This window comes from Nonomuraea sp. SBT364, assembly GCF_001083785.1.
Classification (GTDB): Bacteria; Actinomycetota; Actinomycetes; order Streptosporangiales; family Streptosporangiaceae; genus Nonomuraea.
On sequence record NZ_LAVL01000001.1, the window covers coordinates 136933 to 161939 of the forward strand.

The following is a 25007-nucleotide window of genomic DNA, read 5'->3' on the forward strand; positions in this document are numbered from 1 at the left end:
GGGCGTGTATCTGATCTGCGGCGACAACGGCACGCACAGGACGCCGACGATCAAGGTGCGGCTGGCCCGCCACCCCGCTTCCCCCTGCGCTTCACTTCGACCGGCTCCTCGTGGATCAACCAGGTCGACCACTGGTTCGCTCAGCGGATGATGACCACGCGACCGTTCGCGGGGAAGACGTCGCATCGAGCGCTGCCGTTCCAGGCCGTTCAACCACAGCCGGGGGGACCTCCGCCCCGGGCGATGCGGGTAGCCTCCCGCATCACGAATCGACCGACGGGGAGCTGGCGGGCGGAGGGAGGGCTCCTGTCCTGGCCAGTCCGCCGAGCAGGGTCGTGAAGTAGCGCCGGTCGAGGGGCGGCGGTGCGACAGTGTTCCCCAGCACGGCGGTGAGGGCGGTCGCGGTCGCGTACGCGGGCCTGCCGATCGGCGGGGACAGCAGTATGCGCGGGAGGGTCTCGGCGATGCGCACGAGGCCCGGCCCGACGGAGTTCAGCGCTCTGACCGCCGTGACCCAGGTGTCGTAGCTCACGGTGGGGACCCGATAGCCGCAGGACGCCACGCGGTCGAAGTAGTCGGTCAGGCGCAGCGGCTCGCGCTGAATTATGTGGAAGACCCTGCCGGCCGACTCGGGGCGGGAGGCCAGTTCTACAATGCATCGGCTGGTGAAGTCGGCGGTGCCGACCGGCAGGAGGAAGTCGTGGTCGGGTGAGCAGCCGGCCAGCACGCTGGCCACCGTGATCTGCGTGAGCCAGTCGCTGGAACTGCAGAGCCCGGTGGCGCTGTCCGGCAGAATTGCCCCCGGCCGGTGCACCGTGACCGGCAGCCCTCGGTCGGCGGCCTGGCGGATGAGGCGTTCGACCACCCATTTGCTCACGCAGTAGCCGTTGCCGCCTGGTCCGGGAAGCGGATCCTCCTCCGCCATGGCGCCGAGCCCGGCGGCATAGCCTCCCATCAGCACGCCCACCGTCGAGACGTAGTGGACCGGGAGCGGTCGCACACGGCCGGCCAGGCGAAGAATCTCCATGGTGCCGTCGACGTTGGGCTTCTTGAGCAGGGGATAGCCGGCGACCATGTTGACCATCGCCCCGCAGTGGTAGATGGCATCCACCGTGCGGGCCAGCTCCAGATGTTGCCCGTCGCTCAGGCCCAGCCGCGGCGCGGCCAGGTTGCCGCGCACCATTGTGAGCCGCCGCACCCCTCGCGGATCGGCGCCACGCGCGCTCAAGGAGGCGGCAACCCGGTTCAGGGCCTCCTTCGTGTCCTTCCTGACCAGGCAGTAGATCGGACCGTCGCTACGGAGCAGCAGTTCGGCGAGGAGGAAGCCGCCCAGGTATCCGGTGGCGCCGGTCAGCAGGACGGCGCGTCCGGGCCGGGGGACGGGCTCGGCTCCCGGCGCCGGTGCGACGTCCCCGGGCAGGACGGTGTCAGGACGGATGCGGGCCTCCAGATCGGCGGTGTTCATGGCGTCGGCGCGCCTGGCGCTCTCCGCATTTCCCGATGTATTCGCGGGCGGCAGCGGCCGCGGCATTTGAATTCTTCGCCCATGTCCGGCAGTTTAGGCTTCGCACTCCACCCCAGCCACGCTGCATAAAGTCCCGGTGTCTTTGTTCCCATGACTTTTCAACTCGGCCAGCAGTATCTGGGCGCCGCGGATAGGTGGGGCAGAGCTGCCTGGAATACGGGGATCACCGAGCACGCTTACCGTTTTCTGCCCGGGCATCAATGCGGTCCGCCGTGGGTCGTGCTCGCTGAATTCCGGACGACGAGCCGAGGGCACCGGGCGACGACGGTGATTGTCAGTGACTCTCGGTTCCCATCCAATTCCCTGTGCGGCCATCGATCTTCATGACATCCCATGCGCATCCACCGGCCGCAGCCTCACGGTGACGGCTTCCCTTCGCCCGATCGGAGGGCTGCACGCGCCATCAGCCATCTGCTCGGCCGATGACATCGTGCGCGCCGCGAGGGCCTGAACGGGTACGGGTCGGAGCCCCTCCTGAGGCCCGGCGGGTGGACGGGAGCGCGCGCATGGCGGGCTGGAACGTCTGGCATCCGGTGACCGTCCAGCGACGGGTCACGGCGAGGGAACGCAGGCGGCGATCGGGCTCAAAGGCGATGGGGATGCCGAGGCTGTGCCGGCGACCTCGTCGTACCCCAGCCCTGTGCCGGCCACTGCACAGCCTCCTGCCCCCCCACATATTTGAACGATCGTACTAGTTGTACTATCGTTCAAGTTATCTGATCGGGGAGGATCGCATGCCAGAAGTTGCCGCGCCACGTGCGGGAACGCGGGAGTGGGCGGGGCTGGGATTGCTGGCGCTGCCGACGGCGCTGCTCGGCCTGGATGTCACCGTGCTCTATCTCGTCTTTCCGAGCATGGCCGAGGCGCTGGACCCGTCGGCGACGCAGACGTTGTGGATCATGGACGCCTACGGGTTCTTCATCGCCGGGTTCCTCATCACCATGGGGACTCTGGGTGACCGGATCGGACGGCGTCGCCTGCTGGTGATCGGGACGGCCGCGTTCGCCGTGGTCTCGGCGTTGGCAGCCTTCGCCCCGAACGCCGAGCTGCTGATTCTCTCCCGAGCGCTGCTGGGCGTCGCCGGGGCCACGCTGATGCCCTCGACGCTCTCGCTGATCTCGAACATGTTCGTCGACGTGCGTCAGCGGGCGGTCGCGATCGGTATCTGGGCGACGATGTTCGCCGCGGGCATGGCCGCCGGGCCCGTGGTCGGCGGCGCCTTGGTCGATACGTTCTGGTGGGGAGCGGCGTTCCTGCTCGCCATCCCGATCGCGGTCGTCGTGCTGGCCGGGGCACGAGGGCTGCTGCCCGAGCATGCCGACCCGCAGGCGGGTCGCCTCGACCTGGCCAGTGTCGCGCTGTCCCTGGTCGCGATCTTGCCGGTGATTTACGCGATCAAGCACGCCGCGGCGCATGGCCCCGACCTCGGCACGGTGATCCTCGCCGTTCTCGGCATCGTGGCGGGGGTGGCCTTCGTGCGCCGCCAGCGCGGCCTGGCCGCGCCGCTCCTGGATGTCACGTTGTTCAGGAGCCGGGCGTTCTCCGTGGCGCTGGCCGTACTGCTGATCGGGCTGGTCGGGGTGGGCGGAACCATGTACCTGGTCACCCAGTACCTCCAGCTCGTCGAAGGTCTGACGCCGTTCGCGGCGGGTCTGTGGATGGGGCCGCCGGCTCTGGCGATGTTCGCCGCGGCGATCGGCGCGCCGATCATCGCCAGGCGGATGCGCCCGGGGCTGGTCATGGCGATCACGCTCGGCCTCTCGGTGATCGGCTACGCGCTGCTGGCCACCGCGGGCCCCGGGGAAGCAGCAGAGGTGGTGGCCGGGTTCGCGTTCGTCTACCTCGGTCTCGGCGCGATCGCCGCCCTCGGCACCGACATGGTCGTCGGCGCCGCGCCGGCCTCGAAATCCGGATCGGCCGCCGCGATGTCCGAGACTGTCCAGGAACTCGGCATCGCCGTCGGCGTGGCCGTCCTCGGCAGCCTCACCACTGTCCTCTACACCGCTCGCGTGACCGCTCCCGCGGACCTCCCGCCCGAGATCGAGGAGCGTCTCATCGACAGTCTCTCCGGGGCGCTGTCGGTCGCCGGCCAGGTGCCCGCCCAGGTCGTACAGGAAGCGCAGCAGACGTTCACCAGCGCAGTGAACATCGCCTCCGCCGTGGCCGGTGTCGCGATCGTCGCAGCGGCCGTGCTCTGCCTGACGGCGCTACGGCACGTGCGTCCGCTCGGGGAGAGTCAGCCCGACGAAACGGAGTAGCGGTGATGTGCTCGACTACCCTGGGACACACGGGAGGGGAGCATGGGCGACGACAGCGAGCACATCGACGGGCGCAAGGCCCGGGGCAATAGGCGCCGTGCCGAGATCATCGACGCCACCCTCGCCGTCGTCACGCGGGACGGTGCCGCGGGCGTCACCCACCGCACCGTCGCCAAGCAGGCCGGCATCACCACCAGCCTGAGCACGTACTACTTCGCCACCCTCGACGACCTGCTCGTCGCGGCCCTGTCCAGCGTCGCCGACACCTACACCACGCGCATCCGTCAGATCATCGACGGCTCCGAGGACAAGCTTCGTGGCCTGGCCGAGCTGATCGTGCAATCGGCCGGTCCGGGCCGCGACCACGCCCTGGCCGAGCGCGAGCTGTCGAGCCTGGCAGCTCGCCGCCCGGCGCTGGCGCCCGTCGCCCGCCGCTGGCGAGAGAACGTCGGCGAGCTCGCGGCCACCCTCACCGACGACCCCGAGGCCGTCGCCGCCCTCGTCGCCGCTTCCGACGGCCTGTGCACCGCCATCCTCATCGACAACGCCCCCGCCGATCCCGACTATGTGCACCGGATCCTGGCCCGCGCCATCCACACGCAACCAGCCGGGGCCGTCCAGTGATCGGCTCCGGCGTGCGATGCCGCTCGCGACGGTCCGGTCGTGCGGCGGCCGGCAACGGGGGCGTCACGCCATCCGCCTCGATCGCCGGCAGTACGTGCTCTCGCTGTCGAAGGTGGTCAGGGACTTCCAGTTGTTGAGGATCACAAGGCCCTGAGCCGGCCGCGACACCGGTGCCGGACCTGCTCCAGCGCGACTTCTCCGCCTGGCTCGACCAAATCGTGCGGACCGTCGAGACCGCAACGGCCGCTGCGCTGGGCAGGGTCGACCCGCGAGATGAGGCGTATGCCAAGTGGCTGATCGCCGCTGTGGGATGGCGTCCGGGGTGCCGCCCGGTCGAACTGCGCGCACTCAGCGATGCGCGACCAACGGGGTGATCCGATTCCGCCCGGTGCGGATCCCTCGACACCAGGCCGCGACGCGTTCGATGGGCCAGCGGGGCGGACCCCCGACGCCACGAACGCAAGGCGGCCTTCTCCACTTCGCCGGCGTCCCCCGCGCTCATCTGCTGCCGATATCAGGATTTACTTATATAAGTGGAGATGGGTACGATCCATGTTCGTGCAGGCGTCCCACATCCTCGGCGTAGGGCGCTCGCCGGTTCTACACCGTCGAACCCTGGAAACCGGCGCTGATGCGGACATGGCTGATCCACCAGCGAAGGGAACATGACATGAAAGACGTATTGGACGAACTGGCCGCCGCACACCGGGCAATGGGCAAGGGCAGCGTGCCCGCCGGCGACGCGTACACCATCGAGGTGCGGCGGCGATACGACGCGCGGATCGACGACGTCTGGGACGCCCTCACCAGCCCCGAGCGGCTGCACCGCTGGTTGAGGCCGGTCACCGGGGATCTGCGGCTCGGCGGGAAGTTCGAACTGGACGGTGGTGAGCACGGCGAGATCCTCCGGTGCGAGCCGCCGCGTCTGCTCAAGGTGTCCTGGCTCTACGGGCCGGACGCCGACGCTTGGCCCGGCACGAGCGAGGTGGAAGTGCGCCTGGCCCCGGGCCCGACCGGCGACACCGAGTTCGAGCTGATCCACGCTGCGGTCGTCGAGGAGCCTCTCTTCCCGGTCTACGGCCCCGGTGCCGGCGGCGTTGGCTGGGACCTGGCTCTCCTCGCCCTGGCCCGGACGTTGGCCGGTGGCGAGACCGCCGACCACGATGTGGTCCAGAAGTCGCCTGAAGGGCGCGAGTTCATCCGGCGCAGCGCCGCGGCCTGGGGACAGGCTCACCTGGCCGCCGGCGGCGAACCGGAGCACGTCGCGGCCGCAGTCGAGGCCACCACCAAGTTCTACGCACCCGACCCGACCTGACATCCCCGCCGCGGCGGGCTGACCAGCATCCCTGGCGCTCGCACCACCGATGCGAAGTGTGGAAGGAATGCGCGCCATGAAGTACACCAACTCGATCGAGATCGCCCTGCCGCGGGAGAGGGTGGCCCAGCTGCTGGCCGACCCGGCACACATGCCGAGCTGGCTGCGGGGCTTGGTGCTGCACGAGCCGCTGAGTGGGACACACGGGCAACTCGGCACCAGGTCGCGGGTCGTGATGCGGTCAGGGCAGCGGAAGATCGAATGCACCGAGACGATCACACGGCGGGAGCCGGCGGACCTGCACGGGATCCCCAGGGGGACCGTCGTTCACTTCGACCGCGAGATCGTCGGCGCGGGCATGTGGAGCGTCGTGCGCGATCGGCTGACCGAAGCCGATCCGGAGACGACGCTCTGGGTGAGCGAGAGCGAATACCGGTTCAGCGGTCTGCTGATGCGGCTGGTGGGGCTTCTCATGCCCAGTGCCTTTCACAAACAGTCGCAACAGCACATGCAGGATTTCAAGGACTTCGCCGAACAGGGGAAGGACGTCCGCGAAGGAAGGAGCTGACCTGCTCCCCCCAACTACCGCTTCTCGGCGAATCAGGAACCGAGCTGTTCGCCACGCACATCTGCCGCTCCCTCTGGCACCCGACGGCGCTCGGCGTGGCCGCCTTGGCCTGCGCGGCTCGGCCCGATCCCAGGACTCCACGACCCGCCTGGTGGCGTCGGCCGGCCCGGCCGAGAGAGCGGCGAGATGGAAACGTAGACGATGCCACCAGGAAGGGCCGCGTCGCCTGCCCCTGGACCCGGACGTGCCTCTCGATCCGCCATGCCCCTCGCCTCCGGGCAGACCGTCCGCCGCGGCCACGGCTGCTCGCCCCACTCCCCCACAGCGGACCCTTCGCGCTGGTCGCGGGGCGCGGCCCCATGCCTCACCGGGCTACGCCTGGCAGACGGTGAGGGCGTCGAGGAGACCTAGAGCGGGACGTGGTGGGGGGTGTCAGCAAGTCGCCGGTTCGGGAGTGCCGGCCGGGATCTCCGGCAACGCGTCGACGACCTTGGTCTCCAGTATCGCGGTGGCCTGGCGCAGCACCTCCGCACCGCCGTCCGGCCGCTGGGAGAGATGCCGCCAACCGAGGAAACGGTAGGTGCCGGGCTCGAAGATCAATTCGGTGCGTTCCCATCCATCCGGGCCCTGATATCTGATGGAGGCGCCGACACCCTGGCGCCCGGCCGGATCGGCGAGGTCGGTGCGCATGGTGGCGGTGGGCAGCTTGGACAGCGCACTGAGCACCGCCGCGCGCAGGCCGGGGCCGGGGAAGGGATTCTGGGCCAAGGCGACGAGGCGGCTCGCCACCGTGCGCTCGACCCGCCGCATGACCTGGTCCTCGCCGGGCGCGGGCTGCTCGTTCCTGACGAGGGTCTCGGCGTCCGCGCGAACCTGGGCCAGCAGCCGGTCGGGGTCGGCGGGCAGGTTCCCGGCCTCAGCCGTCGGAAGCACCTCCATCGCGCACCGACCGCGATGGTAGGTGACCGTGCCCGGCGTCGGCATGCTGCTGGGAACGTGGCCGGCGTGCACACGCCGCTTGACGTAGGCGGAACGGATCAGCGCGTTTCCGGGATCGGCGACGGGGATCCACGCCTCACGACTGATCTCCGTCGTGAACTCCGAACGGCCCTCGCCTTGGCTCATCGCGAGAATCCAGTTCTGGTCCATGCGGTTGACGTAGACGAACTGGTCGGCCCCCGGCGCCTGCTGCCGATCGGCGGCCGTGGCGGCCTTCTGGAGCAGCTCCGCCGCGCTCGCTGGGGTCGCGCCACCGTCGGCGCCGACCACGAAGGCGACCGCGGCGACGGCTGCCGCCAGGCCGACCGTGCCCGCCCTGATCAGGAGGCGGCGCCTGGCGGAGCCGGTGCGCGGCGGTTGCCCTGCGGCGGCTGCCTCGGCCGCGAGCAGCTCCCTCGCGGCAGCGGTGGCCGCGGCGGAGGGCCCGGGCAGCGCGTCGTGAAAGGCCTTGATCTCGTGCAGGTCATTGGTCATGACGACTCCTCTGTGTTGTCGATGAACGAGCGCAGCTTCCTGCGGGCGCGGTTGAGCCGCGAACCGACCGTGCCGCGTGGGATGCCGAGCGCCTCGGCGATCTCGTCGTAGCTGAGCTCGGCGCAGACGGCCAGCAGCAGCACGGTCCGGTCCCTGGGCGGGAGCGCGGCCAGGCCGGCGGTCAGGCGGGGCCGCATGACGGCGGCCGACACCCGCTGGGTCACATGCTCGTCGTGACTCACGACATCGGTGACCTCGGCGCTCCTGGCCAGGGCACGGTACCGGCGTGCCTCGGCGCGCTGATGGCCGGCGACCAGGTTGGAGGCGATGCCGTACAGCCAGGCGCGGGCGTCGGGGCGGCAGAGGTCGTAGCGCGCACGGCTGCGGAAGGCGCGCAGGAACGTCTCCGCGGCGATGTCGTCCGCCGCCGATGCGCCGAGGCGGAGGTGCACGTAGCGGTGAATGGCCTCGTGGTGCCGGTCGAACAGCGCGCCGAACCGCTCGGGGCGGCTCAGCGACACCTCGATGAGCTTTGCGTCAGTCTCAGCGGTGGGCGGAGCTGACTGCGGAGGGGGTGCGGGCATGCCTGCCTTTCAGAGAATCAACGTGGACATGCCTACTTCGCCGTGCCCCTGTTTCGTATTCACGCTGAGCAAATCATGGCCGCACCTCATCCGTCCGGGGCGTGCTGACCGCCCCGGTCGAGAAGACCTGGGATGACTGGCAGGACCTCTCGGTGGAGGCGCCGGCCGGCACAGCTGAGCCGAGCGGCTCCCGTACGCGCCCGCGCGGGGCCGGGGCGGTGGAGCGCTTGTGGATCGTGGACGGCACGCCGGCCCTCACCAACGTGCAGGCCAGGCACATGCTGGAACTGGTCGTGCGCCGTCGCCGAGCGGGGACAGGTGCTCCCCCTCCCGGCCGAGCACGGCCTGACGGCCCGCGCAGCCCGCGACCTGGCGCTGGTCGGCTGCTGTCCGCCACGGGAGAGGACGGCGCACCGCCGGAGCGGCCTCCCATCGCGCCACATTTGTCCAAATACAAGAGATGTCCTCACAATGCGACGGCTGCCTGTTAGATTCGGGAGTCATGATCAAGGAGAGGCGTGTCAACAGCCCCACCACGGGTCGCTGAGGCACAACCGGATGCTCCACGGTTCGGGGACCTTCGACGGGGGGCTGATCCTGTCCCCGCAAGGCCGTCCGACACGGCGAGGTCTGGGCCGATTTCGTGTGCCATGCGAGCAGCTCCGCGTGCCGATCGACGCGCCGATCGAGAATAGGAGCAATGTGCTGAGAAGAACTCCCCTGCTCGCCACCGCCCTCATGATGATGACGACGCTGTTAACCGTCCCGATGGCGGGGACGGCCGGCGCCGCGGTGAGCGGGCAGGACGTCACGGATGCCGTCGGCAAGCGCGGCATCGCCTGGGGGCCGTGCGAGGAGGAACCAACGGTCGAGTGCGGCACGCTGACCGTGCCTGTCGACTGGTCGAAGCCCTCTGGGCCCACGGTCGAGCTGGCCCTGGCCCGCCGCAAAGCCACCGACCCGTCCGCGCGGATCGGTTCCCTGCTGAGCAATCCGGGCGGTCCCGGCAACTCCGGCGTGAACGGCATCCTGCGGCCGTCCGGCTTCAGCGAGGACATCCAGCGGCGGTTCGACATCGTCAGCTTCGACCCTCGCGGCGTCGCCCGCAGCGGCTCGGTGACCTGCTCGGCCTCGGTGTACAACAAGATGCCGTACCCGGTCATGACCAGCCAGGCCGACTACCTCGAATGGGTCCTGTTCGACGCGAGGCTGCGCTCCGACTGCCGCAAGCTCACCGGTCCCGTGTACGACCGCCTCGACTCGGTCAACGTGGCCCGTGACATGGACGCCATCCGCGCCGCGCTCGGCGACGACAAACTGACCTCGTACGGCGTCTCCTACGGGACGCTGGCCCAGCAGATGTACGCCGAGCTGTTCCCTGACCGCATCCGCGCCATGGTGCTGGACAGCAACATGGACCACAGCCTGGACGCCAAGGCGTTCCAGGTCAGCGAGGCGGCCGCCGTTCAGGACAGCTTCGACGAGTTCGTCGCCTGGTGCGAGCGTGACAGCGAGTGCGTCCTGCACGGTCGCGACGTCCGGGCGCTGTGGAAGAAACTGCTCGAAAAGGCGGACCGGGGCGAGCTGCTGTGGCCGGGCGACGGCCGTCCGGTGAGAGGCCACAACCTGCTGTGGCTCGGTGTGATCCTCAACGAGGGGCCCGCCTGGCGGCTGGAGGCCAAGGTGCTGCGCGCGCTGGACGGCGGTCCGGTGCCGGACGACATGCCCGGCCCGCCCGGCAACTGGCCCGTGAACGGCGAGTTCGCCGAGCTGCCCACCGCGATCCTGTGCTCGGACTGGAACCTGTCGCTGTGGGGCTACCGCGAGTACGCCGACGTGATGCGCGCCTCCAACGCGGTGGCGCCGGACATGCGGTACAACCCGATGCCGATGGGCGACATGCCGATCTGCCAGGGTCACCCGGTCAACAACCCCCAGCACCCGCTGCGGTACCGAGGCAGCACCCCGCTGCTGGTGACCACCACCGTGCACGACCCTTCCACGCCGTACGAGTGGTCGGCCAACGTGGCCCGGCAGCTCGGCCCCAAGGCCACCCTGCTCACGTACGAGGGCTGGGGCCACGGGGTCTACGGCAGGACCGAGTGCACGACGGTCGCCATGGACAGCTACCTGATCTCGCAGACCGTCCCCGCCAAGGGCACCCGCTGCCCGGCGGAGGAGCCGCAAGGCTAGGCGGCACAGCGGCGTGAAGGTGCCGGGCCGACGCGAGCCGGCCCGGCACCTAGTGCGACTCCGCATGACCCGCTTCGGAATCCATCACGCAGGGCTTGAGCTGCAATGGCACCGCAGCATGACCGTGGTGACCGGCGTCGAGCCGGTGGAGGCGCGGGTGCCGCGCGAATCGTCCTCAAGCCCCGCAGGCATCCTCCGAATGGGGGATGCCGGGCATCGTACGTCCGCCGCCGGATCGCGCCCCGCCGCACGATTCGGCGGCCCCGCCCTGGCCCCACACTCAGTGCGAGGCGCGAGGCGCGAGGTCCGGTGACGCAGGGGAGGCTACGTGGTGACGGTCGAACGGTTGAGGCCGGTGGAGCAGGGGGCGCGGCAACTCGCCCCCGACCTGGCCAGGGGAATCATGCTGGCGCTGATCGCGGTGGCCAACTCTGCCATCTACCTGTACGGGCGCCCGTACGGCATCAGGCAGCACATCATCGAGCACGGCTGGCCCGACCGGGTGGCCTCGGCGGTGAGCATGACCGTCGTGGACGCGCGGGCGTACCCGATGTTCGCGGCCCTGTTCGGCTACGGCATGGTGCAGATCTGGAATCGGCGCCGCGATGACGCCGAAGGGCGGCGCGTGCTCAGGCGGCGCAGCTGGTGGCTGCTGGCGTTCGGCGCGGTCCACGCGACGTTGCTGTTCTCCGGAGACGTGCTCGGCGTGTACGGGCTGGTCGGCCTCGTCCTGGTCCGGTTGCTAGGAGTACGTGACCGTACCTTGCTCGTCCTGGCCGCCTGCTGGCTGGTGGCCGTGGCGCTGGCGTCGGCTCTGGTCTTCAGCACGCCGGAAGGCACGGCGCAGCGGTCGTACTTCTGGTCGTTCGCCGTCGAGGACCCGCTGACGGCGCTGGCGCTGCGGCCGCTGGAGTGGGTGACGGGCCCCCTCGGCATGCTGGGTGTAGGCACCGCGGCCCTGGTCGGCGTGTGGGCGGGGCGCGGCGCGCTGCTGTCTTCGCCGGACCGGCTGCGGCGGGCGGCGCTGTGGGGGCCGTTGATCGGCGCGGCCGGGGGGTTGCCGGTGGGGCTGATCGCCGCGGGGGTTCTGGCCGTACACGATCCGGTCGTGGTCATGGCGCTCAACGCGGTGCATGTGGTGACGGGGATCGCGGGCGGGCTGGGGTACGCGGCGCTGATCGGCGTCCTGGCCGACCGCATCGGCCGGCGGCCTGGACGGCGGATCGGACAGCGGCTGGGGCCGGTGGTGACCGCGCTCGCGGCCTGCGGCCAGCGCTCGTTGACGTGCTATCTACTACAGTCAGTGGGGTTCGTGGCGCTTTTGTCCCCCTATGCGGGTGGGCTCGGCGGAAGGCTGGGATCGGCCGCCACGGTGGCGCTGGCACTGCTCACCTGGGCGGGCATCGTGGTGGTGGCCGAGGTGATGCGCCGGGCCGGGGCGCGTGGGCCCGCCGAGGTGCTGATGCGCCGCCTGGTCTATCCGCGTAGGTGAGAGCGAGGTCTGGGTGGTGCGGGTACGCGACTGGGATCGGCGCTGGCACGCCGTACCGCTGGCCGTGCTGGCCGTGGCGACCCTGATCGCCGTGGCCGACTCCGCGGCCCCGCCGTCCGCCCGCGCCGTCACCGTGGCGCTGGCCGTGACCGCCGGGCTGTGGCACGCCTGGATGGTGATGGCGCATCCGCAGTGGCCGGAGAGGGCGCTGGCGCCGATGGCGGTGTACTTCGCGGGGCTGCTGGCGGTGTCGTGGGTGCTGTCGACGCGGCACCCGGCGTACGCGCTGCTGGTCGTCGCCTGCTTCCCGATGGCGTTCGTGGCCTTGCCCGGCCGCCACGCCTACCTCGGCGTGGCCGCGGGCGGGCTCATGCTGCTGGGCGACCCGTTCGCGTTGTCCGAGCCCGGGGACGTGTGGCCCAAGCTTCCGTGGATGCTGGCGTCGGTGGCGCTGGCGGCGTTCATCGGCTGGATCATCCGCGCGATGGAGGCCGAGGTGGGACGGCGGCGCGCGGCGAACCAGGCGCTGGAGGAGGCCAACGCGCGTCTGGCGCGGCTCGCCGAGGAGAACGCCGGCCTGCAGGGCGAACTGCTGGCCGCCGCCCGCCAGACCGGCGTCGCCGGCGAGCGCGGCCGGCTGGCCCGCGAGATCCACGACACCGTCGCCCAGGGGCTGGCGGGCATCGTCACCCAGCTCGAAGCCGCCGACGAGGTCGTCTCCGACCCCGACGCGGTACGCCGCCGCCTCGCCGTCGCCCGCAGCCTGGCCAGGGAAAGCCTGCAGGAGGTCCGCCGCTCCCTCGACGATCTGAGGCCCGGCCCGCTGGCGGCTTCCCGGCTGCCGGAGGCGCTGTCGGCGCTGGTGTCCAGCTGGGACGAGACGCATGAGGTGCCCGCGACGCTCACCGTCACCGGAACCGCTCGGCAGTTGCACCCCGAGGTCGAGGTGACGCTGTTCCGGGCGGTGCAGGAGGCACTGGCGAACGTGGCCCGCCACGCCAGGGCGGGCAAGACCGTGGTCACCCTGTCGTACATGGAGGATGTGGTCGTGGCCGACATCAGGGACGACGGGGTCGGGTTCACCCCGGCACAGGCCGACGGCTTCGGGCTGACCGCGATGCGCCAGCGGGTCAGCCGGCTGTCGGGCGAGGTCGAGGTGGAGTCGGCGCCCGGCCGGGGCACCGCGGTGAGCGTGAGCATGCCGGCCATCCCGGCGGTCGGCGAACGGGAGTCACAGTGACGGTGCGGCTGGTGATCGTCGACGACCATCCCGTGGTACGCGACGGGCTGCGCGGCATGTTCGTCGAGCAGGCCGACCTGAAGATCGTCGGTGAGGCCGGTGACGGCGAGGAAGGGCTGGCGGTGGCCGTACGGGAGCAGCCCGACGTCGTGCTGACCGACCTGCGGATGCCAGGGCTGGGCGGCGCGGAGTTCATCGGGCTGCTGACCGCGCGGGTGCCGTCGGCCCGGGTGCTGGTGCTGACCACGTACGACGGGGACGACGACGTACTGCCGGCCGTGGCGGCCGGCGCGATCGGCTTCCTGCTGAAGGACTCGCCCCGCGAGGAGGTCTTCCGCGCGGTCCGCGCGGCCGCCGTGGGGGAAACAGTACTGACGCCCGCCGTGGCGGCCCGCGTCCTGCGGCGGGTACGCGAGCCCGCTCCCCGGGCGGCCGAGCTGAGCGAGCGCGAGCACACCGTGCTACGACTGGTGGCGCGTGGTGCGACCAACAAGGAGGCGGCCGCTGCGTTGTTCATCAGCGAGACCACGGTCAAGACCCATCTCGCGCACATCTACACCAAGCTGGGCGTCTCCGACCGGGCCGCCGCCGTCGCCACCGCCTACACACGCGGCCTGCTGCCCTGATCCGGTCGTCGCCGCGGAGCCGACCGGCGTGGCGTACGGCATCGTCAAGACGCCCCCGAACGCGTCCACTGACACCTCGGCCGGCCGGGAGCCGGGAGCGCCGCGCCGGCCATGCCACCCTGGCCGCCGTGCTGGTCGCGGCGATCCCAGGCGTGATGACGGGCGCGGCCCCACGCGTGATGCATGCCTGAGCCGCCGTCGTGCGTCGCCCAGCGTCGCCATGGGCTCCAGCATGCGACGGTCGTACGTCTCCAGCGGCAGGCTCCGCGACAGGCGATGGGGAGATCGTTGGCGATGACCGGAAGACCACTCCCCCGGTGCCCGGGACGGGTTCGGGGCGCAGTTCCAACGGCATCTTCATGATCGTGCCACCGCGGTGGCGTCGACCTCGATCTGCCAGTCGGCCTGGGCCAGCCGGGAGATCTGGATCAGGGTGTCGGCGGGATAGGGCTGCGTGAAGAACTCCCGGCGCAGCTTGATGATGGTGTCCAGGTTGGGCTCCAGGTCGGTGACGAGGATGGTCACCTTGACGACGTCGGCGAGGCCGGATCCCGCCTCCCTCAGGACCCGGTCGAGGTTGGCGAACGCCTGCCGGGCCTGGGTCTCGAAGTCGTCGCTGACGGTGACGCCGTTCTCGTCGAAGCCGGCCTGACCTGAGGCGAACACGAGGTCGCCGACCTTGATGGCCTGGGAGATGGCGTACGGCTCGTACCAGTCGGGGGTGGTGCTGACGCGCTCACGCTTCATGACATCTCCTATTTGTATGTACGTGCATGTTTCGTTCCGTGTCAGCAATATTGCATGCACATGCATATTCTTGTCAAGCCGGCGGCGTTTCCAGGACGTGACGTTCGTGCACGACGGGTTCGTGCTGGCGACCGACTTCCGCGAGCGGCTGCGCGCCTCCGGCGTCAAGGTTGACCGGGCGGCCGCGGTGGAAGAATGATCCGAATGCCGATCGATCCGCATTTGCTCGCCATGTTCACGCTGACCACCGTCGTCGCTTTGATCACCCCAGGTCCCGACATGCTGTTCGTGCTGGGATGCGGCCTGCGGGGCGGCGCCCGTGCCGGGTTGCTGGCCACGCTCGGGGTGATCACGGGTGACGCCTTGTACGTCGCCGCCGCCGCGGCCGGGCTCGCCGTGCTGCTGACGACGTTCCCGGTCGTGTTCACGGTGCTGCGCCTCGCCGGCGCCGCGTACCTGATCCACCTCGGCGTCCAGATGTTCCGCAACCGCAAGAAGGCGCAGGCCGACGACGCGGCCGGCGGCGGGATGACCGGACGGCGCGCCTATCTCAACGGCGTGGTGTCATCCATGGCCAACCCGCAGACGTTCACGTTCATGGTCGCCTTCCTGCCGCAGTTCATCGATCCGGCGGCGGGGCCGGTCTGGCTGCAGTTCGCCATCCTCGGCGCGATCCTCATCGTCCTGGAGTTCCTGGCGGACGCGACGGTCGGTGTGCTCGCGGGGCGGATCGGCAGCTGGCTCCGCGACCGGCAGGCAGTGCGCCGCCGGATCGACGCCGCCACCGGGACCCTGTTCATCGGTCTGGGCGTCACCCTGGCGACCCAACGCTAGCCGCCGGTGGCGCGGGCGACCGCGATGCCGGAATCGGCTAGTGCAGGTCGGATCCTCGGCTACGGGCGCGCATACCCGAAACATGCCCGGGCCTGGTAGAACGTTCTGGCCAAGATCCCCACCACCACACGGGAGACAACCGATATGCGCAAGCCCCCTTCCCTCAACCGCCGGAGCCTCATGGTCGCGGGCTGCGGGATCACGGCGGGCGCTTTGCTCGGAATTCGCCCGGCGCATGCCGACGTCCCGAACTCGGCCCGCTTCGACCTGCCGGGGGACGGCGGCAATCCGATCCTGAAGAGGTCACTCGGCCACGACTGGGTACTGCAGTCCTTCGCGTACGACAACGCGCACCAGCACATCTACTTCGCCGAGGTGGAGCCGGGTTCGACGACTGGCGACCTCTGGATCACCAAGACGGACACGAAGGGGAAGATCCTGGGCTCGATGAAGCTGCACGGCTTCGGGCACGGCGTGGCGATCGCGGTGGAGCCTTACGGCGGCGCGGTTTACCTGTGGACCGAGTGGCAGGCGAGCGGCAGCGGATTCGGCACCAAGATCGGGCGATTCAAGTTCGTCGACGGCACCGTCCTGGACAGGGCCAGCAGCGCGATCCAGGACCGTACGCCCTCCATCGGCGACACCATGGTCAATCCTCAACCGGCGATCGACCCCTCGACCGGCCGGCTGCTGGTCCGCTACAAAACCGGCGCCGACATGCCGCGCATCGTCGCCTTCGATCTCAGCGACGCCCGCGCGGGCCGGCTCGGCAGCGGTGACCGCCTGGTCGAGCGCGCTCTGCCCTCGCGCGGATCCTGGGGGAAGAACAACCCGTTCCAGGGTTACACGGCCTACGGCCGCTACGCGTACCTGATCGAGGGCAGGGCGAACGGGCCGTCGTACATCACTGTGGTGGACCTCAACGGCACCGGCCAGTCGACCGTGGTCGACAGGTGGGAGACCAGAACGGGTGCGTCGCTTCCTGGCCGGGAGCCGCAGGGCATGGCCATCTGGATGCACTCCACCGGCCCGCGGCTGGCCTTCGGGTTCCATTCGAACACCGGTGGAGTACGCCAGGCCACCGTCTTCTACAAGAGCGAGTTCGTCTGACCCGGAGTCGGGCGCTTGCGGGCGCCGATCAGCCAGGCCGCGCCACGTGTGGGCCGGACGACGACGCGGCCGTGGGGGGAACGAAGGGCGCTCGGGTTGGCCATGGCCCAGAGGACGGGTACCGGGGTCAGCCATGCAGACCGCCGCCGAGCCGGCCGGCCATTTACATAAACTGTGAATATAAAAGCGCTATGCTTCGAGCATGAGTCGTCAAGACATCGCTCCTGGCGCGTCCGCCGCCATCGGGGCAGCCCTCTACGGCCTGGCCACCAGGGCCGCGAGACGCCTGCCCCGGGACATGAGCCTGACGTCCGCCGCCACCCTGGCCACCCTGGACCGGACCGGCCCGCGGCGCATCACCGATCTGGCCGCGGTCGAGGGCGTCACCCAGCCCGCGATGACCACCCTGGTCCGGGTGATGGAGGAGTCCGGCCTGGTCGAGCGGCGGGGAGATGCGTCCGACAAGCGGGTCACGCTGGTGTGCCTGACCGAGGCCGGCGCCTCCTATGTCCGGAGGCGGCGCCAGGCGGGCGTCCACGCGTTCGAGCGGTTGATCGGCGAGCTCACCGGTGACGAGGTCGAGGCGCTGGTGGCGGCCCTTCCGGCGCTGAAGCATCTGGCGGAGCTCGAAAGCCGGGACCGCGAAGGACCGGAGCAGTGACCGGGCAGCCGGGCGGCCGGTCGGCGGGGTCTCGGTGAAGGCGTTCCGGGTGGCGCGTTCCGAGGCGCGGCTGCTGGTCCCCGCCCTGATGTTCATCGCTCTGGTCGTGGCCGCGGTCGCCAGCCTCGGGACGCCGCTCATCACCAGCGTGGCGACCTCGTTCCAGGTCTCGCTCGGCAGCGCGCAGTGGACGCTGACCGTCGCGCTGCTCAGCGGCGCCGTCGCCACGCCGATCCTGGGCAGGCTCGGAGCCGGCCCGCACCGGCGGGCCACGATCCTCGTCACGCTGGCGGTCGTCGTCGCCGGCAGCGCGCTCACCGTGCTGCCGCTGCCGTTCGAATGGCTGCTGGCAGGCAGGGCTGCCCAGGGCGTCGGGCTCGGGCTGACGGCGCTGATGATGGGCGTGGCCCGGGACCACCTCCCCGAGGAGCGCAGCGCGGCGGTGATCTCCCTGATCTCGGTGGTCTCGATCATCGGGTCCGGCGTCGGCTACCCGCTGGCCGCCCTGCTCGCCGAGCTCGGCGGGGTACGGGCCGCCTACGGCCTCGGCCTGGTCGTCACCGCCGCCGCCCTCCTGACCGCGTGGCGCTCCGTGCCGCAAGCCCCCGAAGGCCGCTCCGCCCACGTGGACGTGGCAGGCGCGGTCGTCCTCGCCGCTGCGCTGCTCCTGGTGCTGTTCCTCGCCGGCGAACGGAATCTGTGGAGCCGGCACCTCGCCGTGGCGGCGGGCCTCGCCGTCGTCGCGGTGGCGCTGCTCTGCGTCTGGGCCGTCATCGAGCTGCGCAGTACGACGCCCCTGGTCGACCTGCGGGCGGTGCGGCACCCGGCGGTCGCCGGGGCGAACCTCGCCATGTTCGTCGCCGGGATCGGCATGTACCTCCTGCTCACGCTCATCACCCGGTACGCGCAGACGCCGCACGGCGCCGGCTACGGCTTCGGGCTGACGACCTTCGTCGCCGGGCTGGTCCTCATCCCGTTCTCGGTGCTGGGGTTCGTCGCCGGCAAGCTCACGCCGCGGGTCCGGACGCGGATCGCCGACCCCCTGCTCCTGGCCGGCAGCGCTGTCGTGGTCGGCGGCGGGTTCGCCCTGTTCGCGGCGGCCCGGTCGGACCTGACCGAGTTGTTCGCGGCGATGGGCGTGCTCGGCTTCGGTGTCGGCGGCTTCTCGGCGGCGATGCCCGGCGTCATCCTGGCCGTCACCCCCAAGAGCGAGACGTCCAGCGCCATGAGCTTCAACTACGTCGTCCGCAGCGTCGGATACTCCCTGGGCAGCGCCATCGGCGGCCTGATCCTCGCCGCGGGCACCGGCCCCGGCCACCTCTTCCCCGACGACAGCGCCTACACCACCGCGGCGCTGGTCGGCATCGGCGCCATGGCGATCACGACGCTGACAAGCCTCGCTCTCGCCCGCCGACGCTCGTCCGAGACCAACCCGTAAGTCAGTTGCGTTCGACTGCTTCGAGCAGGCCGTCGCGGCGCGCGAGAGTGCGGCCTGCCAGGAGGCGCTGGTCGCCCTCTCCGACGGCGTCGAGCGCGACTTCCGCATCGTCGAGGGCATCGATCAGCACGGCCAGGACGATCACGACGATCCGGCCCGCCGGCAGGGAGCCAGCGATCGTCTTGCACCACCAAGCCGGGGCCCGCTCTCGCGGTAGATCACTCAGAGGAGGTCGAGGGGACACCCTCTGACGGACGCGTGGGACCCCGCCCAGAATTCGCCGTTCGACGAGGAATGAGCAGGGGCGCCTGTAACGCGTGACCGCCAGGCGACCGATAGCCAACCGTGGCAAAACGGGAGGCAGGGGGCACCCGCATGATCGCGCGATCAGTGCTGGTCGCCATGGTCCTCGTGGGGATCGGCCGGCAGTCGGGGCCGGCCATTGCGGCGTCGCCGAACCAGGGATGGGCTTGGGGCTCGAATTCCAGCGGCGAGCTCGGCGACGGCGGCCCGGGCTTGGCCGTTTCACCCGTGACGATCGATCAGGGAACGGTGGAGTTCCGCGACATCGCCGCCGGCAGGTCTCACAGCGTGGCCCTTGACCACGACGGCAGGGTGTGGGCCTGGGGCGCCAACGACACCGGCCAGCTCGGCCAAGGGATGAACACTCCGCCCGTGTTGACGCCCAAGCTGGTGCCCGGGCTGACGGACATCGTCCAGGTCGCCGCCAACGGCGATTTCAGCCTTGCGCTGAGCAGCGCCGGAGTCCTGTTCACCTGGGGCTCGAACTCTCATGGCCAGCTCGGTGACGGGACGCAGACCACGCAACAAGATCCGACGAAGCTGCTTGCTCTGACCGGCATCACCAGGGTGGCCGCCGGTGACCGGCACACCCTGGCTCTCGTCTCCGGGCGCCTGTGGTCGTGGGGCTCGAACGCTGATGGGCAGCTCGGCAACGGCACCACCACGGATGCGTCGCTGCCGCTGAAGGTGCTTCAGCCGGACGGCGAGGACTTCGTCGACATCGAGGGAGGCGCCGCCCACAGTCTTGCGCTGTCGGAGCAGGGCCGGGTGTGGTCGTGGGGTTCGAACTTCCATGGCCAGCTCGGCGATGGGACCTTCACCCAGCAGCTGGAGCCGGTGTTCGTGGACGGCATGGGCTTCGTCAAGGACATCGCCGCAGGCGGGCGCCACAGTCTGGCGACCACCTTCGACGTCACCTACGGATGGGGGGACAATGGTCTGGGGCAGCTGGGCATCGGGGTCACGTCCCCGCCCGTGCCGGTGCCGAAGCAGGCGCTCGACCTCGAACACGTCGTCGAGGTCGCGGCGAGCCTGCGCTCCAGCGCGGCGCTGAGCGCAGACGGAACGGTGTGGACCTGGGGCAACAACCACGACGGGCAGCTCGGTAACGGCAGCCTGACGTCGTTCCCGACGCCGAAGCCGGTGCCGCCGTTCGCGCAGATCGCCCGGGTGACCACGTCATCGGCATCACGGCACGTGCTGGCGATCGAGCAGTAGGAGTGAGGCTTGCCCGCCGTCATTGCACGACGGGCAGGCAGTTCCTGAAGTGGGCGCAGGAGGTGGAACGGGCGCTGACCACGGCCAGAACCGGATGACGTGCTGACGACGCCTTCGGCAGGCCCGGCGCTCGGGTCCGTGTCACGTACACGGATCAGGAGGCCGTCCAAGACGCGTTCTCCTTGACCGGGAGCCGGACCGGGCGATGGATCAGTCCGTCGTCGGTCCAGCGCAGCGTCGACAAGTCCTCCTGGGCGCGGAGGGAGGGCAGCCGCGTCACCAGGGCACGGAAGGCTTCCTGCAGTTCCATCCTGGCCAGATTCGCCCCCAGGCAGTAGTGGGGGCCGTGGCCGAACGTCAGGTGCGGGTCGGGCGGCGCCGTCGCTGCGAACCTCCGGATGTCGAACCGCAGCGGGTCGTCGAACGCCGACGGGTCGTGGTTGGCGCCCGTGGGGTTGGGCAGCACGACGGTGCCCTTGGGAATCACGCCGCCGGACAGCTCGACGTCCTCGGTGACCAGCCTGAGCAGGCCGTTCCCTCCGGGACCTTCGCAGCGCAGGATCTCCTCGACCGCCGGTTCCAGGAGTTCGGGACGGGCCGCCAGCTGCGCGTACTGGTCAGGGTGACACAGGAGGCGGAACGCGCCTCGGATGATGATCGATGCGGTGGTCTCGTGCCCCGCCATGATCAGTGTGAACACCATGTGGGTCAGCTCCGGCTCACTGAGCCTGTCCCCCTCGTCCCGCGCCCCGATGAGCAGGTCGATGAGGTCGTCGCCCCGCTTGGCGCGATGCTCGGCGATCAGCTCGCCTGCGTACGCCATGAACGCGGCGAATCCCTCTCCCCTGGCCTTGGCGCTCGCCTCGGACGTGGACAGGAACATCTCCGTCCAGCCGCGGAACTGGTCGAACCGGTCCATCGGGACGCCGAGCATCTCGCAGATCACTCGCGCGGGCAGCGGCAGGGCGAAATCGGTGACCAGGTCGAACTCCTGGCCGGCCGCGTCGATCAGCTCGTTGGCGATCGCGGCCGCGCGCGGCCGCCAGCGTTCGATGTGTCTGGGGGTGAAGGTGCCCTGCATGATGCGGCGGTATCGGGTGTGCTCCGGCGGGTCCTGGTTGATCAGTGCCGAGGGGTCGTCCTCGAGGGAGGTGCCGCTGACCATCCTGGGAAGCCCGGGTTCCCGCAGATTGCGACTGCTGGCCGGCGAGGCGAGAACGGCACGAACGTCCTCATAGCGGACGATCATGGGCACCTGGTCTCCACTCGGCATCGTGACGGACGCCATCGAAGCCTCGGCGAGCCTGCGGGCCAGGTCAGGGGAGGCAGTGCCGAGCGGACCGGGCGGAAGGTCGGGCCATGGCCACGCGGAGCTGGACAGTTCTGTCATGAGCGCCTCCCGGCGATGCCGTCCGACGAGCCCCATGAACGTACGAAACAACCCGTGTCCGGTCAATGACTCAGCGGCCACATCCCCCTGGGCGTCCCGCACTTTCCGAGCCGAGCGTCGGCGCCCTGCAGGAGTCCGCCCTGCGCTGCTGGTGAACGGCTCTCACGGGCCTCAGGCGATCGGCTTCGCTCGCGTGGCGTCCGTGGAGCGGTTCGCCTGGCGATGGGCTCGGCTTCAGCGCGAGTTCCTCCGTCGGGCTCCTCATGATGTAGCCGATGCGCCGGCGTCCGTGCTGTGGCACTCGGGCAGCCAATCGCGGGCGGGATCGTGTTCCAGCCACCGATTGCGCTCGGCCTCCGTCACGAAGGCGCTTGTCAGGGCGTCCAGCAGCGGGTGGCCGCCGTTGCCGCGCCAGAGCAGTGACCAGGCGTACAGCGGGGTGGGGTCGATCAGCGGGACCGAGCGGATCGCCGGGTGCGGCGGGACGGGCAGGTCTGCGGGCAGCAGGCTGAAGCGGTGCGGGTCGGCCGCCAGGGCGGCCAGCAGGCGGTCCAGCCCCAAGTTCGTGCCTTCGGCGTGCCGGCGGATGCCGAAGGCCATGGCGAAGCGGTGCAGGAAGTCCAGCCGGTGGAGCGCGCCGGGAGTCCACAGCACGCCGTCGCGCAACTGCGCCGGACGGATCGCGGGCGCGTTCGCCAGCGGATGATCGGCGTGGAGGATGGCATCCATGGGTTCCAGCCGGACCAGGCGATGGGTCAGCCCTGCGGGCAGCGGCGCGTGGACGCGGCCGAAGGCGGCGTCGATGTCGCCATGCAGCAGCGCGGTGATCACCGTCGGCAGGTCGCGGCCGTGGCCGAGTTCCAGCCGCGGCTCACCGGTCGCCACCTGGGCCAGGGTGCGCATGGGCGCGTACAGGTGGCCCCACACGTCGATCCGCAGCGGGCGGTGTGTGTCCAGCAGCGCCGCCACGGCCAGGTCGGCGGCGGCCAGCGCCTGCCGGGCGGGCTCCAGGAAATGCCGGCCGGCCTGGGTGAGGCGCACTCCCTGGCCGCCGCGGTCGAGCAGGCGCCTGCCGAGCGTGGACTCCAGGCGGGCGATCCGCTTCGAGAGGGCCTGCTGAGAGATCGACAACTCCTCGGCCGCGTGGCCGAAGTGCAGCTCTTCCGCCGCCTGTACGAACGCGCGCACCTGCGCCAGGTCCAAGTCCACGGCTGTCACCATAGGCGACAACCCATGGTTGTCGGCTTCTCGCGTCCGTTGTTGGCTCAGGCGCTCCGCTCGCCGGTTTCATGGCCCGCATGCATAGATTGATTCCTACGGGAGATGCCGCGCGGCCTGTGGAGTTCGCCCAGGCCGCTCAGCCCGTGCCCGCCCCGGACGAGGCGTTGATCAAGGTTGAGGCGTTCTCCCCCAACCGCGGAGAGACGTTCCTGCTGGAAACGCCGGAGCCCGGTCTGCAGCCGGGGAAGGACGTCGCCGGACTGGTCGTGCAGGCCGCCGCCGACGGCTCGGGCCCACCGGCCGGCAGCCGGGTGGTGGGTCATCCGCCCATGGGCGGATGGGCCGAGTACGCGAGCGTGCCCACCCACTCGATCGCTGTCCTGCCCGACGGGCTCACCACCGTGCAGGCGGCCGCACTGCCACTGGCCGGGATCACCGCGCTGCGCCTGCTCCGCACTGCCGGCGCCGTGACGGGCAGGCGACTGCTGCTGACCGGAGCCTCCGGCGGAGTGGGGCATTATCTGACCGAGATGGCCGCCGCAGCCGGGGCGGAGGTGACCGCGGTGACCGCCACGGCGGAGCGCGGCGCGCGTCTGCGCGAGCTGGGCGCCGCTGCGATCGTGCACGACGTGGACGAGGCGGACGGGCCGTTCGATGTGGTGCTGGAGTCCACCGGCGGCAACGCGCTCCCCGCCGCGCTGGCCCGGTTGGCGCCGGATGGCCTTCTGGTCTGGTTCGGGCAGGCCAGCCGCACCCCTGCGACGGTGAACTTCTTCGACCTGCTGGCCGGGCCGCAGAACGCCGTGATCCGGCACTTCCACTACGCGGGCACGCCGTACGGTCCTGACCTGGCCAGCCTGGTAAGGCTGGCGGCCGGTGGGCGGCTGCACCCCGAGATCGGCCGCACCGCCGACTGGAGCCGGACCGCCGACGTCCTGGTCGATCTGCGGGAACGCCGGATCCGCGGCAAGGCCGTACTGACGATCGGAGCATCGCGATGAGCGCCGCGGACCTCGCCGCCGCCAACCTCTCACGCGCCACCGGAGCCGGGCTGGACCTGCACGAGTACCTGCGCGTCACCGGTGAACTGGCGGACCCCGACCAGTGGGGTGAGTCCTTCATGCGCGCCGCACGCGAGCACGTGGCGCGCGCCGAGCAGGCGGCCACGGCGATCTCAACGGGCGAGCACCTGCGAGTGGCGGCGCGCTGGTTCCACTTCGCCACCCTGGGACCGAACCGCCAGAGCGCGCTCGCGGCGGCCGAGGCCGACACCGCCATGGGACGGTCGCTGGAGTTGCTGGAGCCGCAGGCGCGCCGGGTCGAAGGGCCGGGCTTCACCGGCTGGTTGCGCAGCCCAGCCGATGCCCGCGCGACGGTGGTGGTGGTTCCGGGGCTGGACTCCGGCAAGGAGGAGTTCCACGACGTCGTCACCGCCCTGTTGCGCCGGGGCCTGGCCGTGTTCGCCATGGACGGGCCGGGACAGGGCGCGCTCGCCGCCACCAGCACCGTCCGCGCCGACTACCACCGCGTGATCGGCCGGGTCATCGACGCACTCGGCGCGCGGAACGTGGGACTCGTCGGGCTCAGCCTTGGCGGCTACTACGTCGCAGAAAGCGCCGCCCGGGAGAGCCGCGTCGCGGCCGCCGTCACCGTCAGTGGCCCCTTCCGGCTGCACTGGGACGTCCTGCCACCTCCCGTACGGGATCTCCTCATCCAGCGGGCCGGTGGCGAAGAAGCGGCCCGCCGCTTCGCCGGCCAGGTGGACCTGTCCGCCCTCGCCCCGCAGATCACCTGCCCGCTGCTGGTCATCGACGGCGGCCGGGATGTCATCCTGGGCGTGACCAACGGCGAGCCGCTGGCCCGCCTGGCACCGCACGGGCGCTACGTGTCCCTGCCCCATGGCGACCACCTGCTCGGCAACGCCCGCCCCGACTGGCTGGCCCCGGCCGCCGACTGGATCTCTGAAGCACTCGCATGACCCGCTCCCGGGGGCCCGGCCGCCGCACATTGCCTCATCGCCGAGGGCGCCCACGGCCGACGCCGTGCTCGGAGCACGTTCGACCTCGGTGAGATCCCGCCGCTGCTCAAGCCCGTCGGCCGGGCTGTCAATCGGCTCGTTCGTACAAGCCGTGCCGGCGTGCACGCCGCATTCTGAGGGTCCGACGCCCCGGACATCATCGTGGAGGT

General features: G+C 70.7%; 23 protein-coding genes. 16 read left to right on the forward strand and 7 right to left on the reverse strand.

The genetic code is table 11. The annotated features are described in order from the left end of the window. Positions 1 to 262: 262 nt before the first annotated feature. Positions 263 to 1465 carry a thioester reductase domain-containing protein gene (locus tag ADY59_RS00720; RefSeq protein WP_053174338.1) on the reverse strand — a complete coding sequence of 401 codons (1203 nt, stop codon included), beginning with the start codon at positions 1463 to 1465 and terminating at the stop codon, positions 263 to 265. 794 nt (positions 1466 to 2259) lie between these two features. Here ADY59_RS00720 and ADY59_RS00725 point away from each other — a divergent pair. From ADY59_RS00725 to ADY59_RS00745, 4 genes are all read left to right on the forward strand, one after another. After that, positions 2260 to 3783 carry an MFS transporter gene (locus ADY59_RS00725; RefSeq protein WP_049556385.1) on the forward strand — a complete coding sequence of 508 codons (1524 nt, stop codon included), beginning with the start codon at positions 2260 to 2262 and terminating at the stop codon, positions 3781 to 3783. Positions 3784 to 3825: 42 nt separating this feature from the next. Beyond that, complete coding sequence (locus ADY59_RS00730; RefSeq protein WP_049556386.1) at positions 3826 to 4407, forward strand: TetR/AcrR family transcriptional regulator; 582 nt, start codon at positions 3826 to 3828, stop codon at positions 4405 to 4407. Positions 4408 to 5077: 670 nt separating this feature from the next. Beyond that, positions 5078 to 5722, forward strand: coding sequence for an SRPBCC domain-containing protein (locus tag ADY59_RS00740; protein ID WP_049556388.1), 645 nt, complete (start codon positions 5078 to 5080; stop codon positions 5720 to 5722). Positions 5723 to 5798: 76 nt separating this feature from the next. Beyond that, positions 5799 to 6290, forward strand: coding sequence for an SRPBCC family protein (locus ADY59_RS00745; RefSeq protein ID WP_049556390.1), 492 nt, complete (start codon positions 5799 to 5801; stop codon positions 6288 to 6290). 432 nt (positions 6291 to 6722) lie between these two features. Here ADY59_RS00745 and ADY59_RS00750 read toward each other — a convergent pair whose 3' ends face one another. Together ADY59_RS00750 and ADY59_RS00755 are read right to left on the reverse strand one after the other, a co-directional pair. Further along, entirely contained in the window at positions 6723 to 7763 is a 1041-nt protein-coding gene (locus tag ADY59_RS00750; protein ID WP_049556392.1) for a CU044_5270 family protein, read from the reverse strand. After that, positions 7760 to 8284: an RNA polymerase sigma factor gene (locus ADY59_RS00755; protein ID WP_231618473.1), complete on the reverse strand. Its 525-nt coding sequence runs from the start codon at positions 8282 to 8284 to the stop codon at positions 7760 to 7762. Before ADY59_RS00755 ends, ADY59_RS00750 begins: the two co-directional genes overlap by 4 nt. Before the next feature lie 765 nt (positions 8285 to 9049). Here ADY59_RS00755 and ADY59_RS00760 point away from each other — a divergent pair. The 4 genes from ADY59_RS00760 (at position 9050) to ADY59_RS00775 (ending at position 13898) form a co-directional block, all read left to right on the forward strand. Continuing rightward, positions 9050 to 10540: an alpha/beta fold hydrolase gene (locus ADY59_RS00760; protein WP_197093364.1), complete on the forward strand. Its 1491-nt coding sequence runs from the start codon at positions 9050 to 9052 to the stop codon at positions 10538 to 10540. A 328-nt stretch (positions 10541 to 10868) separates the two neighbouring features. Then, positions 10869 to 12032: a DUF418 domain-containing protein gene (locus ADY59_RS00765; RefSeq protein ID WP_049556396.1), complete on the forward strand. Its 1164-nt coding sequence runs from the start codon at positions 10869 to 10871 to the stop codon at positions 12030 to 12032. Between the two features lie 13 nt (positions 12033 to 12045). Beyond that, on the forward strand, positions 12046 to 13272 hold the full coding sequence (locus tag ADY59_RS00770; RefSeq protein WP_049556399.1) for a sensor histidine kinase: 1227 nt from the start codon (positions 12046 to 12048) through the stop codon (positions 13270 to 13272). Continuing rightward, positions 13269 to 13898, forward strand: a complete 630-nt coding sequence (locus ADY59_RS00775) for a response regulator (RefSeq protein WP_049556400.1) — start codon at positions 13269 to 13271, stop codon at positions 13896 to 13898. The genes ADY59_RS00770 and ADY59_RS00775 overlap by 4 nt, the downstream gene beginning before the upstream one ends. A 357-nt stretch (positions 13899 to 14255) precedes the next feature. On the opposite strand, the gene ADY59_RS00780 is transcribed toward ADY59_RS00775, so the two are convergent. Beyond that, a complete protein-coding gene (locus ADY59_RS00780; protein WP_049556402.1) occupies positions 14256 to 14645 on the reverse strand; it encodes a RidA family protein in 390 nt (129 codons plus the stop codon). 70 nt (positions 14646 to 14715) lie between these two features. Between ADY59_RS00780 and ADY59_RS53180 the strand changes: the two genes are divergently transcribed. From ADY59_RS53180 to ADY59_RS00800, 5 genes are all read left to right on the forward strand, one after another. Continuing rightward, entirely contained in the window at positions 14716 to 14844 is a 129-nt protein-coding gene (locus ADY59_RS53180; RefSeq protein ID WP_269433535.1) for a hypothetical protein, read from the forward strand. Positions 14845 to 14849: 5 nt separating this feature from the next. Beyond that, a complete protein-coding gene (locus tag ADY59_RS00785) occupies positions 14850 to 15479 on the forward strand; it encodes a LysE family translocator (RefSeq protein ID WP_049556403.1) in 630 nt (209 codons plus the stop codon). Between the two features lie 144 nt (positions 15480 to 15623). Continuing rightward, positions 15624 to 16589, forward strand: coding sequence for a phage baseplate protein (locus tag ADY59_RS00790; protein ID WP_063780512.1), 966 nt, complete (start codon positions 15624 to 15626; stop codon positions 16587 to 16589). Positions 16590 to 16791: 202 nt separating this feature from the next. Then, positions 16792 to 17250, forward strand: a complete 459-nt coding sequence (locus tag ADY59_RS00795; protein WP_231618474.1) for a MarR family winged helix-turn-helix transcriptional regulator — start codon at positions 16792 to 16794, stop codon at positions 17248 to 17250. 49 nt (positions 17251 to 17299) lie between these two features. After that, positions 17300 to 18688 carry an MFS transporter gene (locus ADY59_RS00800; protein ID WP_197093365.1) on the forward strand — a complete coding sequence of 463 codons (1389 nt, stop codon included), beginning with the start codon at positions 17300 to 17302 and terminating at the stop codon, positions 18686 to 18688. A 1-nt stretch (position 18689) separates the two neighbouring features. On the opposite strand, the gene ADY59_RS50960 is transcribed toward ADY59_RS00800, so the two are convergent. Continuing rightward, the gene (locus ADY59_RS50960; RefSeq protein ID WP_197093366.1) at positions 18690 to 18833 is read right to left on the reverse strand and encodes a hypothetical protein; all 144 of its coding nucleotides are present in this window, start codon (positions 18831 to 18833) and stop codon (positions 18690 to 18692) included. Between the two features lie 230 nt (positions 18834 to 19063). Here ADY59_RS50960 and ADY59_RS00805 point away from each other — a divergent pair, with 230 nt between their 5' ends. Next, positions 19064 to 20209 (forward strand): RCC1 domain-containing protein, encoded by a 1146-nt coding sequence (locus ADY59_RS00805; RefSeq protein ID WP_082309745.1) that lies wholly within the window; start codon positions 19064 to 19066, stop codon positions 20207 to 20209. A 154-nt stretch (positions 20210 to 20363) separates the two neighbouring features. On the opposite strand, the gene ADY59_RS00810 is transcribed toward ADY59_RS00805, so the two are convergent. Next, positions 20364 to 21599 (reverse strand): cytochrome P450, encoded by a 1236-nt coding sequence (locus tag ADY59_RS00810; RefSeq protein ID WP_156325215.1) that lies wholly within the window; start codon positions 21597 to 21599, stop codon positions 20364 to 20366. Positions 21600 to 21860: 261 nt separating this feature from the next. After that, positions 21861 to 22808: a LysR family transcriptional regulator gene (locus ADY59_RS00815; protein WP_049556649.1), complete on the reverse strand. Its 948-nt coding sequence runs from the start codon at positions 22806 to 22808 to the stop codon at positions 21861 to 21863. A gap of 89 nt (positions 22809 to 22897) precedes the next feature. Here ADY59_RS00815 and ADY59_RS00820 point away from each other — a divergent pair, with 89 nt between their 5' ends. Together ADY59_RS00820 and ADY59_RS00825 are read left to right on the forward strand one after the other, a co-directional pair. Beyond that, the gene (locus ADY59_RS00820; RefSeq protein WP_049556651.1) at positions 22898 to 23821 is read left to right on the forward strand and encodes a zinc-binding dehydrogenase; all 924 of its coding nucleotides are present in this window, start codon (positions 22898 to 22900) and stop codon (positions 23819 to 23821) included. Then, entirely contained in the window at positions 23818 to 24798 is a 981-nt protein-coding gene (locus ADY59_RS00825; RefSeq protein WP_049556412.1) for an alpha/beta fold hydrolase, read from the forward strand. Before ADY59_RS00820 ends, ADY59_RS00825 begins: the two co-directional genes overlap by 4 nt. Positions 24799 to 25007: the final 209 nt, after the last annotated feature.

Coding starts and splice junctions, on each gene's coding strand:
- ADY59_RS00720 (WP_053174338.1), bottom strand. CDS start 1,465: ATGAACACCGCCGATCTGGAGGCCCGCATCCGTCCTGACACCGTCCTG.
- ADY59_RS00725 (WP_049556385.1), top strand. CDS start 2,260: ATGCCAGAAGTTGCCGCGCCACGTGCGGGAACGCGGGAGTGGGCGGGG.
- ADY59_RS00730 (WP_049556386.1), top strand. CDS start 3,826: ATGGGCGACGACAGCGAGCACATCGACGGGCGCAAGGCCCGGGGCAAT.
- ADY59_RS00740 (WP_049556388.1), top strand. CDS start 5,078: ATGAAAGACGTATTGGACGAACTGGCCGCCGCACACCGGGCAATGGGC.
- ADY59_RS00745 (WP_049556390.1), top strand. CDS start 5,799: ATGAAGTACACCAACTCGATCGAGATCGCCCTGCCGCGGGAGAGGGTG.
- ADY59_RS00750 (WP_049556392.1), bottom strand. CDS start 7,763: ATGACCAATGACCTGCACGAGATCAAGGCCTTTCACGACGCGCTGCCC.
- ADY59_RS00780 (WP_049556402.1), bottom strand. CDS start 14,645: ATGAAGCGTGAGCGCGTCAGCACCACCCCCGACTGGTACGAGCCGTAC.
- ADY59_RS00785 (WP_049556403.1), top strand. CDS start 14,850: ATGCCGATCGATCCGCATTTGCTCGCCATGTTCACGCTGACCACCGTC.
- ADY59_RS00790 (WP_063780512.1), top strand. CDS start 15,624: ATGCGCAAGCCCCCTTCCCTCAACCGCCGGAGCCTCATGGTCGCGGGC.
- ADY59_RS00795 (WP_231618474.1), top strand. CDS start 16,792: ATGAGTCGTCAAGACATCGCTCCTGGCGCGTCCGCCGCCATCGGGGCA.
- ADY59_RS00805 (WP_082309745.1), top strand. CDS start 19,064: ATGATCGCGCGATCAGTGCTGGTCGCCATGGTCCTCGTGGGGATCGGC.
- ADY59_RS00810 (WP_156325215.1), bottom strand. CDS start 21,599: ATGACAGAACTGTCCAGCTCCGCGTGGCCATGGCCCGACCTTCCGCCC.
- ADY59_RS00820 (WP_049556651.1), top strand. CDS start 22,898: ATGCATAGATTGATTCCTACGGGAGATGCCGCGCGGCCTGTGGAGTTC.
- ADY59_RS00825 (WP_049556412.1), top strand. CDS start 23,818: ATGAGCGCCGCGGACCTCGCCGCCGCCAACCTCTCACGCGCCACCGGA.